Source organism: Streptomyces sp. NPDC088246 (assembly GCF_044741025.1).
Lineage (GTDB): Bacteria > Actinomycetota > Actinomycetes > Streptomycetales > Streptomycetaceae > Streptomyces.
Window position 1 is genome coordinate 501063 of the sequence record NZ_JBIURV010000001.1, and the last position, 15696, is coordinate 516758.

Sequence of the window (15696 nt, forward strand, 5' to 3'; positions counted from 1 at the left end):
GCACTCCCGCCGCCGCCGGGAGCACGGGGGCTTCGACCGTCCCGGCGCACGATCAGGACTCCGGCGACCGGGCGCTGCGCGCGATGTCCGTGTCCATCCGTAGACTGGCCCCGTGAGTGAGCCCCGCCCTTCCGACCGGCACGACGCCTCCGATCCCGACGAGACCTTCGCGGAGATCGTCGACGAAGCGACCCAGCGCGACCCCGACCTGGCGGTGATCGAGGCCGGGAGCCGTACCCTGCGCACCAGCTCGGGACCGCCGCAGGGTCAGGACGTCCCCGTCCGCCCCGCCGACCCCGAGGTGGACAAGGCGCTTCGCGCGGTGGAGCAGGAGCTCGCCGGACGCTGGGGCGAGACCAAGCTGGAGCCTTCCGTCGCGCGCATCGCCGCGCTGATGGATGTGCTCGGCGAACCCCAGCGCGCGTACCCCTCGATCCACATCACCGGGACCAACGGCAAGACGAGCACGGCCCGCATGATCGAGGCGCTGCTCGGCGCCTTCGACCTGCGCACCGGCCGCTACACCTCGCCGCACGTCCAGTCGATCACCGAGCGGATCAGCCTGGACGGCTCCCCGATGGACCGCGAGCGGTTCATCGAGGCGTACCAGGACATCAAGCCGTACGTGGAGATGGTCGACGCCCAGCAGCCGTACCGGCTCTCCTTCTTCGAGGTGCTGACAGGCATGGCGTACGCGGCCTTCGCCGACGCGCCGGTCGATGTCGCCGTCGTGGAAGTCGGCATGGGCGGCAGCTGGGACGCGACGAACGTCATCGACGCCTCGGTCGCCGTCGTCACCCCCATCTCGCTGGACCACACCGACCGGCTCGGCAACACGCCCGCCGAGATCGCCGGTGAGAAGGCCGGGATCATCAAGCAGGGCGCCACGGTCATCCTGGCCCAGCAGCCGGTGGACGCCGCGCAGGTCATGCTGAAGAAGGCCGTCGAGGTCGATGCCACGGTCGCCCGCGAGGGCATGGAATTCGGTGTCGTCTCCCGCGAGATCGCCGTCGGCGGACAGCTGCTGACGCTGCGCGGTCTCGGCGGCGAGTACACAGAGGTCTTCCTCCCGCTGTACGGCGCCCACCAGGCGCACAACGCGGCGGTGGCGCTTGCCGCAGCGGAGGCGTTCTTCGGGATCGGCGCCGAGCAGCCCGGCGCACTCGACATCGACACGGTCCGCCGGGCCTTCGCCTCGGTGATCTCGCCGGGCCGCCTCGAAGTGGTCCGCAGCAGCCCGACCGTCGTCCTGGACGCGGCCCACAACCCGGCGGGCGCCCGCGCCACCGCCGACGGGCTCTCCGAGGCGTTCGGCTTCTCCCGGCTGATCGGTGTGGTCGGCGCCAGCGGCGACAAGGACGTCAAGGGGCTGCTCGAAGCCTTCGAACCGATCTTCGCCGAGGTCGTCATCACCCAGAACTCCAGCGGCCGCGCGATGGACGCCGACGAACTGGCCGCCGTCGCGGTCGAGGTCTTCGGCAACGACCGCGTCCAGGTCGAACCACGCCTGGACGACGCGCTGGAGGCGGCGATCACCCTCGCCGAGGAGGAGGACGAGTATGCGGGCGCCGGCGTCCTGGTGACCGGTTCCGTGATCACGGTCGGCGAGGCCCGGCTGCTCCTGGGAAGGCACTGACCCGTGCGTACGCTCTGTGCATCGACGCTGATCGGCGAATTCTTCGTGATCGGCTTCGCCGGACTCGTCGCGATGAAGTCCGACGACCTGACGAACACCACGGTCTGGACGGTCTGCGGTATCGGCATGCTGCTGTCCGTGCTGCTCTGCGGGATGATCACCCGCCCCGGCGGGATACAGCTCGGCTGGGCGCTGCAGATCGCCCTGGTGCTGAGCGGTTTCGTCGTCCCGATGATGTTCATCCTCGGCCTGGTCTTCGGCGGCCTGTGGTGGGCCTCGGTGCACTACGGCCGCAAGATCGACGAGGTGAAGGCCCGTTGGGCGGCCGCGCAGGAGGCGGCCGAGGCCCCGGCCGGTGGCTGATCCGGTACCCCTTGGCCAAACCCGGCCGCAGGCCCGTCGCCGTACCCCTGTAGCCTCGCTTCACCGCACCCGCATGCCTGCAAGGAGCCGCACACCATGACCCAGCGCACCCTCGTTCTCCTCAAGCCCGACGCCGTCCGGCGCGGACTCGTCGGCGAGATCGTCGGGCGGATCGAGCGCAAGGCCGGCTGGCGGATCACCGCGCTGGAGCTGCGCACCCTCGACCGCGCCACGCTGGAGCAGCACTACGCCGAGCACGTCGGCCGCCCGTTCTACGAGCCGCTCGTCGAGTTCATGCAGTCCGGCCCGATCGTGGCGCTGGTCGCCGAGGGCGAGCGGGTCATCGAGGGCATCCGTACACTGGCCGGCCCCACCGACCCGATCGCCGCCGCGCCCGGCTCCATCCGTGGTGACTTCGGCACGATCACGCGGGAGAACCTCATCCACGCCTCGGACTCCGAGGAGTCCGCAGAGCGAGAACTGAAGCTTTTCTTCCCGGGACTTTCCTGACCCCGGATCAGCCGTTCAGCGCTCATGACCTGGGGCGACCGAATTAATTCGGTCGCCCTTCGGCATAGGGTCCCGGATCGCGGGAACGCATCACTCCGACGTAACGTCACCATGGGTGGAACGGCCACCCGTTCCGCCCACAAAGGCGAAGGACCCTCGCGCGGTGTCCGTGCACACGGCACTACGATGGAATCTTCCACGCCCGCAGCGCTCACCTCGCCGACCAGAACAAGCCATCATCGCTTTCTTGGAAGGCCCGACGCATCCTCATGGGGAACAAGGGGAACTCAATGTCGTTCATCGGCCGTGACATGGCTATCGACCTCGGGACTGCCAACACGCTGGTGTACGTCAGGGGGCGCGGCATCGTTCTGAACGAGCCGTCCGTCGTGGCCATCAACACCAACACCGGCGGCATCCTGGCGGTCGGCTCCGAGGCCAAGAAGATGATCGGGCGTACACCGGGCAACATCGTTGCCGTACGCCCCCTGAAGGACGGCGTGATCGCCGACTTCGAGATCACCGAGCGGATGCTCCGCTACTTCATCCTGAAAATCCACAAGCGCCGCTACCTGGCCCGCCCGCGGGTCGTCGTCTGCGTGCCCTCCGGCATCACCGGGGTCGAGCGACGCGCCGTCATCGAGGCGTCGACGCAGGCCGGCGCGCGCCAGGTGCACATCATCGAGGAGCCCATGGCGGCGGCCATCGGATCGGGGCTGCCGGTCCACGAGGCCACCGGCAACATGGTGGTGGACATCGGCGGCGGCACCACCGAGGTCGCGGTCATCTCGCTCGGCGGAATCGTCACTGCCCAGTCGATCCGGGTCGCCGGTGACGAGCTGGACAACGCGATCATCCAGCACATCAAGAAGGAGTACTCGCTCCTCCTCGGTGAGCGCAGCGCCGAACAGATCAAGATCACGATCGGTTCGGCGTACGACATGGACAAGGACGAGCACACCGAGATCCGCGGCCGCGACCTGGTCTCCGGGCTGCCCAAGACCGTGGTCGTCTCGGCCGCCGAGGTCCGCAAGGCCATCGAGGAGCCGGTCAACGCGATCGTGGACGCGGTGAAGACCACGCTCGACAAGTGCCCGCCGGAGCTCTCCGGTGACGTCATGGACCGCGGCATCGTCCTCACCGGCGGCGGCGCGCTGCTGCGCGGACTGGACGAGCGGCTGCGGCGCGAGACCGGCATGCCGATCCACATCGCCGAGGACCCGCTGGACTCGGTGGCGCTCGGGTCCGGCAAGTGCGTCGAGGAGTTCGAGGCGCTCCAGCAGGTGCTGGACGCCCAGCCCCGCAGGTAGTCGGCACAGCCCGGCCCGCAGTTAAACAACACATCAGTCTGCTGTGCGGACCACTGCAGCTCCGTACGGCCGATCGTTGATATACAGGCACGAACATTCCGACGAGGAAGGCACGGCCGCCGCACGTGAGGGACACACGAGAGAGCCGGCTGCTCCTGGTGCTGCTGATCGCCATCGCATTCGCATTGATCACGGTGGACATCCGCGGCGGCGAGGAGTCACCGGTGGACGGCGCCCGGCGGGCCGCCGCCACGGTCTTCGGACCGGTTGAGAAGGGCGTCGCGGCAGCCGTCGACCCGGTGGGCAACGCCATAGGGGCGGTACGCGACTCCGGTGCACGGCACAACCGGATCGCCGAGCTGGAGCAGCAGAACGCCGCGCTCAAGACGAAGCTCGGCAGCGACGACCAGAACCGCAACCGGGTCCGCGAGCTGGACCGGATGCTGAAGAAATCGGCCGCCGGACAGTACGGCATCAAGGCCGCCGAGGTCATCGCCATAGGAGCGGCCCAGGGCTTCTCCTGGACGGTCACGATCGACGCCGGCTCCAACGACGGCATCAAGCGCGACATGACCGTCATCAACGGCGACGGTCTCGTCGGCCGGGTCACCACCGTCGGCCCGGACACCGCCACGGTGCTCCTGGCCAACGACCCCGACTTCACCGTCGGCACCCGTATGGAGAAGACCGACGAACTGGGCTTCGCCACCGGCCGGGGTTCCCAGCCGCTGTCCGTCCAGTTCCTCAACGGCAAGGCCAAGGTGAAGAAGGGCGACCGTCTTGTCACCTTCGGCTCCAGCGGGAACAAGCCGTTCGTGCCCGGCGTCCCGGTCGGCGAGGTCGTCCGCGTCGACCCGTCCGGCGGAGGCCTGACCCGTACCGTCTATGTCCGCCCGTACGTCGGGTTCACCAAGCTCGACATCGTCGGCATCGTCGTCCAGGCCCCGCGCGAGGACCCCCGCGACATGGTCCTCCCGAAGGCGCCCGCCAAGCCCGCCAAACCCAAGCCCACCCCGACCGTCACCGTCACGATCTCGCCCAACGGCGACATCGTCGACACCAACGGCAACGTCGTCGGGAACGTCAACGAGAGCCCGGACCCGAGCGGCAGTCCGAATACCACACCGAGCGCCGGCAACGCGGTAGACGAGCAGAGGTAGAGCTGATCCCCATGCGCTTGAACCGGACTCTGCTCTCCATCGTCCTGGTCGTGGTCGCCCTCGTCGTCCAGGTCTCCGTGCTCGCCCGCCTCCAGCTTCCCGGCGCCGTGCCCGACCTGCTGCTCCTCGTCGTCCTCGCACTCGCCTTCGTGTACGGGCATGTCAGCGGCGCCCTCATCGGCTTCGGCGCGGGACTCCTCGCCGACCTGGCACCACCCGCCGACCACGCAGCCGGACGCTACGCACTGGTCCTGTGCGTCATCGGCTACTTCGCCGGACTGGTCAAGCCGGAGAACGGGCAGCTCAAGTCGGCCTTCGTACCGATGGTCGCGGTGGTCGCCGCGGCGATCGGCTCGACGCTGCTGTACGCGCTCGTCGGCGCGCTCGTCGGGGACACGGCGGCCCGTCATGTGGGCCTCGGCAGCCTGCTGTTCACCGCCGCCGTCTACGATCTGCTCCTTGCGCCGTTCGTCGTGCCCTTGATCATGGCGATCGCCAGACGCACGGTGAACGATCCGCTCGCCGACTCCTCCGGCGGCGGCGACGTCGCCGCGGGCTGGCTGGCCTCCGGCACCGGACTGCGGATCGGCAGCCAGCACGGCGGACTGCGCGTCAAGGCCGCCCGCAACCGAGCGGCACGCGCCGGACGGATCAAGGGAGTCAAGCGACTGTGAGGCCGCATCACAGCGGGGACACCCCCCGTATCTCCGGCCCGACCACCACCGGGGGCGCCCCGTGAGCAATATCCCCGAGACCGGCCGGACCCAGCGGGTCCAGATCCGTCTCGTCGTCATCCAGGTCCTCGTCTTCTCCCTGTTGCTCACCCTCGGCGGGCGCCTCTGGTACCTCCAGATCCGCAACGGCCAGGAGTACAGCGACGAGGCGAGGAACAACCACGTCCAGCAGGTCGTCCAGCCCGCCGCACGCGGCTCCATCCTCGATGCGCGCGGCGTGCCCCTCGCCGACAACGAGACCCGCCTGGTCGTCTCCGCCAGCCGCACCGAGCTGCTGAAGATGGCGGACGACGGCAAGGACGTCCTGACCCGGCTCGCCGATGTCCTCGGCATGACGCCCAAGGAAATCTTCGACAAGGTCCGGCTCTGCGACGCGAAGACCCCGCAGCCCTGCTGGAACGGTTCGCCGTACCAGCCGATCCCGGTCACGGACGAGGCCACCACCCAGCAGGCCCTCCAAATCCGCGAGCGCGCCGAGGACTTCCCCGGAATCACCGCCGAGCCGACCGCCGTACGCCGCTACCCCGCGCCCGGCAAGGCCAACACCGCCCAGGTCCTCGGCTATCTCTCGCCCGTCACCGACGAAGAGATCACCAAGGCCCAGGACACCGAATCGCCGTACCTGCGCTCCGACCAGGTCGGCCGCTCCGGCCTGGAGCGCACGTACGACAAGGAACTGCGCGGCAAGGCCGGTGTCACCCGCTACGAGGTCGACAACCTCGGCCGGGTCATCGGCCAGGCGAAGAACGACGAGGCGGAGCCCGGCTCCAGCGTCGTCACCTCCATCGACGCCCGGGTCCAGGCCGTCGCCGAGTACGAGCTCAACGAGGCCATGAAGGTCGCCCGTCAGTCGTTCGACAAGAACACAGGCGAGAACTACAAGGCCGACTCCGGTGCTGTCGTCGTCATGGAGGCCAAGACCGGCCGGGTCGTCGCGATGGCCTCTCTGCCCAACTACGACCCCAACGCCTGGGTCGGCGGCATCTCCGCCAAGGACTACGCCAAGCTCACCGGCAAGAAGTCCAACTTCCCGCTGCTGAACCGGGCCATCCAGGGCCAGGCCGCCCCCGGCTCGATCTTCAAGGTCATCTCCTCGACCGCCGCGGTCAACGCCGGTTACCCCTTCGACGGCCACTACCCCTGCCCCAGCTCGTACAACGTCGGCGGCCAGACCTTCAAGAACTACGAGTCCCAGGGCTACGGGGACATCACCATCGGCCGCGCCCTCGAAGTCTCCTGCGACACCGTGTACTACGGCATCGCGCACAAGGAGTGGTTGAAGGACGGCGGCATCAACCCGAAGAAGCATCCCAAGGACTGGTTCTACAAGACCGCCCACCAGTTCGGCCTCGGCAAGGAGACCGGCATCGACCTCCCCAACGAGGTCACCGGCCGCGTCCCCGACCGCAAGTGGAAGCAGGACTTCTACAAGGCGAACAAGGACGCCTGGTGCAAGCAGGGCAAGAAGGACGGCTCGTACGTCGAGAAGATCGCGTACGAGAACTGCCTCGAAGGCAACAAGATGCGCGCCGGTGACTCCGTCAACTACTCGATCGGCCAGGGCGACACCCTCGTCACCCCGATACAGATGGCCACCATCTACGCAGCCATCTCCAACGGCGGCACGCTCTACAACCCCACCGTAGGCAAGGCGATCGTCAGCGGCGACGGCAGGACCGTCGAGGAGATCAAGCCCAAGTCGCACGGCAAGCTGCCCTTCACGCGCAAGACCCGCAACGAGATCGACAGCGCCCTCGCGGGAGTCGCGACCCGTGGTTCGGCAGCCTGGCGATTCGGCGGCTGGCCGCAGGACAAGATCCCGATGCACGCCAAGACGGGTACGGCCGAGGTCTACGGCAAGCAGACGACCTCGTGGTTCGCCACGTACACCAAGGACTACTCGATCGTCATGACGATCTCCCAGGGTGGTACGGGCTCCGGCGCCTCCGGGCCCGCCGTGCGCAACATCTACGACGCGCTCTACGGACTCGACGACTCCGGCAAGCAGGACCTCAAGAAGGCGCTGCTGCCCACCCCGCAGAAGTCCCTGCCGAAGATCCAGCACGACGGCTCGATCGACTCCCCGGAGATCAAGCCCTACGACCCGAACTCGCAGAAGACCCCGGAGGAGCAGACCCTCGCGGCAATGCTCGGGAGGCGCGACTGATGGCCGGCTTCTCCGTCTCGCGGTACGCCCCCGAGCGCTCCGCCTGGGGCAAACTCATCGCCCGCGACTCCCTCGTACGCAAACTCGACTGGCCGCTGCTCGGGTCCGCGATCGCGCTCTCCTTCATCGGCTCGCTGCTGGTCTACTCGGCGACCCGGGGCCGTGACTCGCTCACGCACGGCGACCCGTACTACTTCCTCCTCCGGCACGCCCTCAACACCGGAATCGGCTTCGCCCTGATGGTGGGCACGATCTGGCTCGGCCACCGCACCCTGCGCGGCGCCGTCCCGATCCTCTACGGCCTTTCGGTGATCCTCGTCCTGGCGGTCCTCACCCCGCTCGGCGCCACCGTCAACGGCGCGCACGCCTGGATCATCATCGGCGGCGGCTTCTCGCTCCAGCCGTCCGAGTTCACCAAGATCACCATCATCCTGATCATGGCGATGCTGCTCGCCGAGCGCGTCGACGCGGGCGACCAGCTCCACCCCGACCACCGGACCGTCGCCAAGGCCCTCGGCCTCGCGGCCGTTCCGATGGCCGTCGTCATGGGGATGCCGGACCTCGGCTCCGTGATGGTCATGGTCGTCATCGTGCTCGGCGTGCTCCTCGCCTCCGGCGCTTCGAACCGCTGGATCTTCGGCCTGCTCGGCGCGGGCGTGGCCGGCGCGATCGCGATCTGGCAGCTCGGCCTGCTCGACGAGTACCAGATCGCCCGCTTCGCCGCCTTCGCCAACCCCGCGCTCGACCCGGCGGGCGTCGGCTACAACACCAACCAGGCCCGCATCGCGATCGGCTCCGGCGGCCTCACCGGAACCGGCCTCTTCCAGGGCACCCAGACCACCGGCCAGTTCGTACCCGAGCAGCAGACCGACTTCGTCTTCACCGTCGCGGGCGAGGAGCTCGGCTTCCTCGGCGCCGGGCTGATCCTCGTCCTGCTCGGCGTCGTCCTGTGGCGCGCCTGCCGGATCGCCCGCGAGACGACCGAGCTGTACGGCACGATCGTCGCCGCCGGAATCATCGCCTGGTTCGCCTTCCAGGCGTTCGAGAACATCGGAATGACGCTCGGCATCATGCCGGTCGCAGGGCTTCCGCTGCCGTTCGTCTCGTACGGAGGGTCCTCGATGTTCGCCGTCTGGGTGGCCGTCGGACTGCTCCAGTCGATCAGGGTGCAGCGGCCGATAAGCGCTTGAGCCGGGACGGGAGCACTGCCCATCCGCGTGCAACACGTCTAGATTCGGGTCATGGCGGACTCGAAGCGTGAGATCGAGCGGAAGTACGAAGCCACCGCGGAAACCCGGCTCCCCGACCTGAGCCGGGTGGCCGGGGTCTCGGCCGTCGCTCACCGGGGCGTCAGCGAACTGGACGCCGTGTACTACGACACCGAGGACCTCCGGCTCGTGGCCGGCTCCCTCACCCTGCGCCGCCGCACCGGCGGGAGCGACGCCGGCTGGCACCTCAAATTCCCGGTCGCCTCCGGTATCCGGGACGAGTTCCAGGAACCACTCTCCGACACCCTGCCGCCCTCCCTCGCCGGCCTGCTCCGTTCCCGGGTCCGGATGAGCGAACTGGTCCCCGTCGTACGGCTGCGCACCGCCCGTGACGTCCATCACCTGCTCGATGCCGAGGGCGCGCTGCTCGCCGAGGTCAGCATCGACACGGCGCGGGCCGAACGGCTGACCGGCGGCAGCGGCACGGCCGCCTGGACCGAGATCGAGGTCGAACTCGCCGACGACGGCGATCCCGCCCTCCTCGACGCCGTCGAACGCCGGCTGCGCAAGGCCGGTGTCCACCCGTCCGCATCGCCGTCCAAGCTGGCCAGGGCGCTCGCCGAGACCGCGCCGGAGCGGAAGCGGAAGCGGGACAAGGGCGCGCGGGGGAAGGCCGGGCAACCCACCGCGGGCGACCACGTCCTCGCGTACATCCGCCACCAGACCGAGGCGATCGTCGCCCTCGACCCCGCCGTACGGCGCGACCTCCCCGACTCCGTGCACCAGATGCGGGTCGCCACCCGCAGACTGCGCAGCGCGCTGCGGACGTACCGGAAGATCCTCGACCGGAGCGTCACCGACCCGGTCGGCGACGAGCTGAAGTGGCTGGCCGCCGAGCTCGGCATCGACCGCGACCAGGAGGTTCTCGACGCCCGTCTGCGCTCCGGCCTCGCCGGCCTGCCCCGCACCCTGATCCTCGGCCCAGTCCGCAGCCGGCTGCGGATCTGGTCGGTGGCCCGCCGGGGCGGCTCCCGTCACCGGACCGTCGCCGTACTCGACGGGAAGCGGTACCTGGTACTCCTGGAGAGCCTCGACGCACTGCTCGCCGCCCCGCCGCTGCTGCCCGCCGCGTCCCACGCCCCCGAGCAGGCGCTGCCCCGCGCCGTACTGAAGGAGTACGAGCGCCTCGCGGCCCGCGTAGGCCACGCCCTGGAGCTCCGGCCCGGCCACGACCGGGACCTCGCCATGCACGACGCCCGCAAGGCCGCCAAGCGCGCCCGTTACGCGGCGGAGGCGGCCCGGCCCGCGCTCGGGAAGCCGGCCAAGCGGATCGCCAAGCGGATGAAGGCCGTGCAGACCCTCCTCGGCGACCACCAGGACAGTGTGGTGGCCCGCGACGCCCTGCGCACCCTGGCCGTCCAGGCGCACGCGGCGGGGGAGCCGGCATTCACCTGGGGACTGCTGTACGGGCGGGAGGAAGCGGCTGCCGCCGCCCGGGAGCGGGAGCTGCCGCAGGTGTGGGAGCGGGCGTCGCAGCCGCGTGTGCGGGCGGCTCTGGAAGGCTGAGCATCGGGTTACGCTTGATGGCCACCCTTGCCGGCTCTCGAAAGTTCGCGATGTCTGTCGATTCGGTCTTCCCACAGCTCGAAGCTCTGCTCCCGCATGTGCAGAAGCCCATCCAGTACGTCGGCGGTGAGCTGAACTCCACCGTCAAGCCGTGGGACGAATGCGACGTCCGCTGGGCACTGATGTACCCGGACGCATACGAGGTCGGACTCCCCAACCAGGGCGTCATGATCCTTTACGAGGTGCTCAACGAGCGCCAGGGTGTCCTCGCCGAGCGCACCTACAGCGTGTGGCCGGACCTCGAAGAGCTGATGCGCGAGCACAAGGTCCCGCAGTTCACCGTGGACAGCCACCGCCCGGTCAAGGCGTTCGACGTCTTCGGGCTGAGCTTCTCCACCGAACTCGGCTACACCAACATGCTCACCGCCCTGGATCTCGCGGGCATCCCGCTGGACGCCAAGGACCGCACCGTCGACGACCCGATCGTGCTGGCCGGCGGCCACGCCGCGTTCAACCCCGAGCCGATCGCGGAGTTCATCGACTGCGCGGTCATCGGCGACGGCGAGCAGGCCGTCCTGGAGATCACCGAGATCATCCGCGCCTGGAAGGCCGAGGGCCGCCCCGGCGGTCGTGAAGAGGTGCTGTTCCGCCTCGCCAAGACCGGTGGCGTCTACGTCCCGGGCTTCTACGACGTGGAGTACCTCCCGGACGGGCGCATCGGCCGTGTCGTGCCCAACAAGTCGGGCGTGCCGTGGCGGGTGTCCAAGCACACCGTGATGGACCTCGACGAGTGGCCGTACCCGAAGCAGCCCCTCGTTCCCCTCGCCGAGACCGTCCACGAGCGGATGTCCGTCGAGATCTTCCGCGGCTGCACCCGCGGCTGCCGTTTCTGCCAGGCCGGCATGATCACGCGCCCCGTGCGGGAGCGAAGCATCACCGGCATCGGCGAAATGGTCGAGAAGGGCCTCAAGGCGACCGGCTTCGAAGAGGTCGGCCTGCTCTCGCTCTCCTCCGCGGACCACACCGAGATCGGCGAGATCGCCAAGGGCCTCGCCGACCGGTACACCGAGGACAAGATCGGCCTCTCGCTGCCCTCCACCCGGGTCGACGCGTTCAACGTGGACCTGGCCAACGAGCTGACCCGTAACGGCCGTCGCTCCGGACTCACCTTCGCCCCCGAGGGCGGCTCCGAGCGGATGCGCAAGGTCATCAACAAGATGGTCTCGGAAGAGGACCTCATCCGTACCGTCGCCACCGCGTACGGCAACGGCTGGCGCCAGGTGAAGCTGTACTTCATGTGCGGTCTGCCCACCGAGACCGACGAGGACGTCCTCCAGATCGGCGACATGGCGGTCAATGTGATCGCCAAGGGCCGCGAGGTCTCCGGCCAGAACGACATCCGCTGCACCGTCTCCATCGGCGGCTTCGTGCCCAAGCCGCACACGCCGTTCCAGTGGGCCCCGCAGCTCGGCGCCGAGGAGACCGACGCCCGGCTGGCCAAGCTCCGCGACAAGATCCGCGGCGACAAGAAGTACGGCCGCTCCATCGGCTTCCGCTACCACGACGGCAAGCCCGGCATCGTCGAGGGCCTGCTCTCGCGCGGCGACCGCCGCGTCGGCTCCGTCATCCGCGCGGTCTACGAGTCCGGCGGCCGTTTCGACGGCTGGCGCGAGCACTTCAGCTACGACCGCTGGATGACCGCCGCCGAGAAGACGCTGCCCGAGTACGGCGTGGACGTCGACTGGTACACCACCCGTGAGCGGACCTACGAGGAGGTCCTGCCCTGGGACCACCTGGACTCCGGTCTCGACAAGGACTGGCTCTGGGAGGACTGGCAGGACTCGCTCGACGAGACCGAGGTCGAGGACTGCCGCTGGACCCCGTGCTTCGACTGTGGCGTCTGCCCGCAGATGGACACGAGTATCCAGATCGGCCCGACCGGCAAGAAGCTGCTGCCGCTGTCGGTCGTGAAGTAGGCCGAGGCCCTTCCAGGTGACGGCTCGGTGACGAAGGTCCGGTCCGGGAAACTCCGGACCGGGCCTTCGCGTCATGTACGGCATGGACTACGGCAAGCACCAGGCCCCCGCGCACTACGAAGCCGGCGAGGGCTGTCTGACCACCCTGATCAGGATTCCGGTGCGGATCGTGGTGCTGGTGATCGTCCTGCCCGTACGCATGATCTGGGACGTCCTGGTGGTCGCCGCCCGTGCCGCCGACCGCGTCCTGCTGCGCCCCCTGGGCCGGGCCCTGTCCTGGCTGTTCGCGACGCTGGTGGTGGCCCCTGCGGTCTGGCTGTACGCGTGGGTGCTCACCCCGCTGGGCCACACGCTGCGGTGGCTGGCCGCGGCGGTCTTCGTGTGGCCGTGGGTCGCGCTCTGGCGGTACGCGCTGGTGCCGGCGGTGCGCTACGGGCTCGTGGCCCCTGCGGTCTGGCTGTACGCGTGGGTGCTCACCCCGCTGGGCCACGCGCTGCGGTGGCTGGCCGCGGCGGTCTTCGTGTGGCCGTGGGTCGCGCTCTGGCGGTACGCGCTGGTGCCGGCGGTGCGCTACGGGCTCGTGGTGCCGGTGGTGTGGCTGTACGAGGCGGTGCTCACTCCGATCGGGCACGGGCTGGGCTGGGTGTATCGCGCGCTGCTCGCCCCTGCCGGGCGGGGGATCGCCGCCGCGGTCGGCTGGGTGCTCACCGCCTTGTTCGTCCGGCCGGTGGTCGCCCTGTGGCGGTACGTCCTGGTGCCCCTCGCGCACGCCGCCTCATGGCTGGTGGAGTACCTGGTCGTACGGCCGCTGGCCTGGGCGTACCGCGAACTGCTCACCCCGCTCGGCCACGGCAGCACCTGGCTGCTCGACCTGCTGGCGCGCGGGATCGCGGCCGCCGGGAGCGGGCTCTGGGCAGCGGTGGAGTGGCTGGTCCTGACGCTGCTCGTCGCGCCGCTCGGCCTGCTGTACCGGCGGGTCCTCACCCCGGTCGGCCGGGAGATCGCCGCCGCGTTCGGTGTCGCCTGGCGCATCGCGGGTTACATCTCGCGGGCCGTCGGCCGGGCCATCGCCTGGCTGGCGTGGCATCTGATCGGGGCGCCGGTGACCTGGGTCTACCGCGCGGTGTGCACGCCGGTGGGACATTTCGTACGTGACGCCGTCTGGGCCCCCGCCAAGCGGGCCGCCGTCGAGACCGGACGCGCGGCCCGGTCGGCGCTGCGCGCGGCACGCGAGACTGTGGCCCGGGCCCGCCGAGACGCCTGGCGGGCACTGGTCGGCGGGCCGGGGGCGCCCGAGCCCCGGGAACCGGGGAGCCCCCTTGCGCGTAGGCTGGGTGTTACACAACAAGCAACGACTGTGCCCAGCGCGGCGCCCGAACCAGAGATCTCCCTGCTCGGAGAGAAAAACGCCGAGCGGGGGTGAGCCGGACCGGACACCCCGGGCCACCCGCATTTCGAGGGCGGCGTGCCACCGCGTCCGTCCCGCACCGAGGAGAAGAACCACTGGGCAAGCGACAGCCCGAAGGCCCGCCGCCCGCACCGGCAGTGCAGCGCATCCGACTGCGCTACACCAAGCGCGGCCGCCTCCGGTTCACCAGCCACCGCGACTTCCAGCGTGCCTTCGAGCGAGCACTGCGCCGCTCCGAGGTGCCCATGGCCTACTCGGCGGGCTTCACCCCGCACCCGAAGGTCTCGTACGCCAATGCCGCACCCACCGGCACGGGCAGTGAGGCCGAGTTCCTGGAGATCGCCCTCACCGAGGCCCGGGATCCCGCCGTCCTGCGCGAGCTCCTCAACGCCTCGCTGCCGGACGGTCTCGACGTCACCGACGCCGTGGAGGCCCGCACCTCGGGTCTCGCCGACCGGCTGACCGCCTCCATCTGGGAACTGCGTCTCGACGGAGTCCCCGTCGAGGAGGCCGCGAAGGCCGTGGCCGCCTTCAACGAGGCGGAGATTGTCGAGGTCCAGCGCCGGGCGAAGAACGGCATGCGGACCTTCGACGCCCGCGCCGCCGTGGTCGACCTGCAGGCCCTTGATCCACAGCCTGATAGGCCCGAGGACAAGCCCTGTGCGATACTGCGGCTGGTTGTTCGGCACGTGACACCTGCCGTGCGACCTGACGACGTCCTGTCCGGTCTCCGCGTTGTGGCCGACCTGGCGCCGCCGGTCCCCGCAGCGGTGACCAGGCTGGCGCAGGGGCTCTTCGACGAGGAGTCCGGCACGGTGACCGACCCGCTCGCGCCCGACCGCGAGGCAGCCCCGGCCGCTCCACCCATGGCCACCGGGACCGCCGTCGCGACGGCGCCGGAAGGTGCAGGTTCCGCGTAAGGCGGTCGTTGCAGCGCAGTCCTCCGACTCGGGAGCCACCTGGGTCGGGCCGCGCGATGACCCATAAGACTTTCGCCAGGCCGTACGCACATCGCTTACGGAACCGGCGAGCCAGACATTGAGTTCCCGTGCGGCGCCCGCGCCCCGGACGGCGGTCTCGCGTACATCACGCGGGCCGCGCCGGACCGGAATCAGACGCGGCGCCCGGGAGCCTGACGGGAGAACCGCCCGCATGCCCCAGTCCAACGAACCCGGCACGACCGGGAACGCCGAAGAGAACAACGCACCCGGAGACAAGCTGCCCCCGCGCCGCAGGCGCCGCGCCGCGTCCCGCCCGGCCGGCCCGCCGGTGGCGGACGCACAGGATGCCGCCGCTCCGGCCATACCGGCCGATGACGCCGCAGTGTCCGACACCACCAGCACCGACGCCGAGAGCGCTCCGGTGACAGAAGCCGCGCCGCCCGCGCGTGCCCGTCGTCGTGCCGTGCGCAAGGCGACCGCTCCGGCGGGTGCGCCGCAGGCCGCCGAGGCCGTCGAGGTCGTGGAGCCCGTCGCGAGTGCCGAGGCCACCGAGCCCGTGGCCGAGGTCGTGGAGGCGCCGCCCGCGCGTGCCCGTCGTCGTGCCGTGCGCAAGGCGACCGCTCCGGCGGGTGCACCGCAGGCCGCAGAGGCCACCGAGACCGCTGCCGAGCCCGTGGCCGAGCCTGAGGCCGAGGTCGTGGAGGCGCCGCCCGCGCG

At 70.0% G+C, this 15696-nt stretch carries 12 protein-coding genes and 1 pseudogene; all 13 read left to right on the top strand.

All coding sequences use genetic code 11. From position 1 onward, the window contains the following. Window positions 1-112: 112 nt before the first annotated feature. Window positions 113-1636, top strand: coding sequence for a bifunctional folylpolyglutamate synthase/dihydrofolate synthase (locus ACIPEK_RS02265; RefSeq protein ID WP_401989699.1), 1524 nt, complete (start codon window positions 113-115; stop codon window positions 1634-1636). A gap of 3 nt (window positions 1637-1639) precedes the next feature. Next, the gene (locus ACIPEK_RS02270) at window positions 1640-1999 is read left to right on the top strand and encodes a DUF4233 domain-containing protein (protein WP_393702004.1); all 360 of its coding nucleotides are present in this window, start codon (window positions 1640-1642) and stop codon (window positions 1997-1999) included. A gap of 96 nt (window positions 2000-2095) precedes the next feature. Continuing rightward, window positions 2096-2509: a nucleoside-diphosphate kinase gene (ndk, locus tag ACIPEK_RS02275; protein WP_093898216.1), complete on the top strand. Its 414-nt coding sequence runs from the start codon at window positions 2096-2098 to the stop codon at window positions 2507-2509. A 290-nt stretch (window positions 2510-2799) separates the two neighbouring features. After that, a complete protein-coding gene (locus ACIPEK_RS02280) occupies window positions 2800-3819 on the top strand; it encodes a rod shape-determining protein (protein WP_114244480.1) in 1020 nt (339 codons plus the stop codon). A 125-nt stretch (window positions 3820-3944) separates the two neighbouring features. Beyond that, window positions 3945-4979 (top strand): rod shape-determining protein MreC, encoded by a 1035-nt coding sequence (mreC, locus tag ACIPEK_RS02285; protein ID WP_401989700.1) that lies wholly within the window; start codon window positions 3945-3947, stop codon window positions 4977-4979. 11 nt (window positions 4980-4990) lie between these two features. Next, window positions 4991-5653 (top strand): rod shape-determining protein MreD, encoded by a 663-nt coding sequence (mreD, locus tag ACIPEK_RS02290; protein WP_401989701.1) that lies wholly within the window; start codon window positions 4991-4993, stop codon window positions 5651-5653. A 61-nt stretch (window positions 5654-5714) separates the two neighbouring features. Further along, window positions 5715-7880, top strand: a complete 2166-nt coding sequence (gene mrdA / locus ACIPEK_RS02295) for a penicillin-binding protein 2 (RefSeq protein WP_401989702.1) — start codon at window positions 5715-5717, stop codon at window positions 7878-7880. Continuing rightward, window positions 7880-9070 carry a rod shape-determining protein RodA gene (gene rodA, locus ACIPEK_RS02300; RefSeq protein WP_401989704.1) on the top strand — a complete coding sequence of 397 codons (1191 nt, stop codon included), beginning with the start codon at window positions 7880-7882 and terminating at the stop codon, window positions 9068-9070. Before mrdA ends, rodA begins: the two co-directional genes overlap by 1 nt. Window positions 9071-9121: 51 nt before the next feature. Next, window positions 9122-10654 (top strand): CHAD domain-containing protein, encoded by a 1533-nt coding sequence (locus ACIPEK_RS02305; protein WP_401989706.1) that lies wholly within the window; start codon window positions 9122-9124, stop codon window positions 10652-10654. A 50-nt stretch (window positions 10655-10704) separates the two neighbouring features. After that, window positions 10705-12630 carry a TIGR03960 family B12-binding radical SAM protein gene (locus ACIPEK_RS02310; RefSeq protein ID WP_401989707.1) on the top strand — a complete coding sequence of 642 codons (1926 nt, stop codon included), beginning with the start codon at window positions 10705-10707 and terminating at the stop codon, window positions 12628-12630. Window positions 12631-12712: 82 nt separating this feature from the next. Then, entirely contained in the window at window positions 12713-14053 is a 1341-nt protein-coding gene (locus ACIPEK_RS02315; RefSeq protein WP_401989709.1) for a hypothetical protein, read from the top strand. A 122-nt stretch (window positions 14054-14175) separates the two neighbouring features. Further along, on the top strand, window positions 14176-14958 hold the full coding sequence (locus tag ACIPEK_RS02320; RefSeq protein WP_383072724.1) for a TIGR03936 family radical SAM-associated protein: 783 nt from the start codon (window positions 14176-14178) through the stop codon (window positions 14956-14958). A 232-nt stretch (window positions 14959-15190) separates the two neighbouring features. Further along, a pseudogene (locus ACIPEK_RS02325) lies at window positions 15191-15696 on the top strand (ribonuclease E/G); the annotation flags it as partial.

Bases quoted from the DNA above. Each gene is read 5' to 3' on its own strand.
- mreD (WP_401989701.1), top strand. From the start codon at position 4,991: ATGCGCTTGAACCGGACTCTGCTCTCCATCGTCCTGGTCGTGGTCGCC.
- ACIPEK_RS02305 (WP_401989706.1), top strand. From the start codon at position 9,122: ATGGCGGACTCGAAGCGTGAGATCGAGCGGAAGTACGAAGCCACCGCG.
- ndk (WP_093898216.1), top strand. From the start codon at position 2,096: ATGACCCAGCGCACCCTCGTTCTCCTCAAGCCCGACGCCGTCCGGCGC.
- rodA (WP_401989704.1), top strand. From the start codon at position 7,880: ATGGCCGGCTTCTCCGTCTCGCGGTACGCCCCCGAGCGCTCCGCCTGG.
- ACIPEK_RS02310 (WP_401989707.1), top strand. From the start codon at position 10,705: ATGTCTGTCGATTCGGTCTTCCCACAGCTCGAAGCTCTGCTCCCGCAT.
- ACIPEK_RS02280 (WP_114244480.1), top strand. From the start codon at position 2,800: ATGTCGTTCATCGGCCGTGACATGGCTATCGACCTCGGGACTGCCAAC.
- ACIPEK_RS02315 (WP_401989709.1), top strand. From the start codon at position 12,713: ATGGACTACGGCAAGCACCAGGCCCCCGCGCACTACGAAGCCGGCGAG.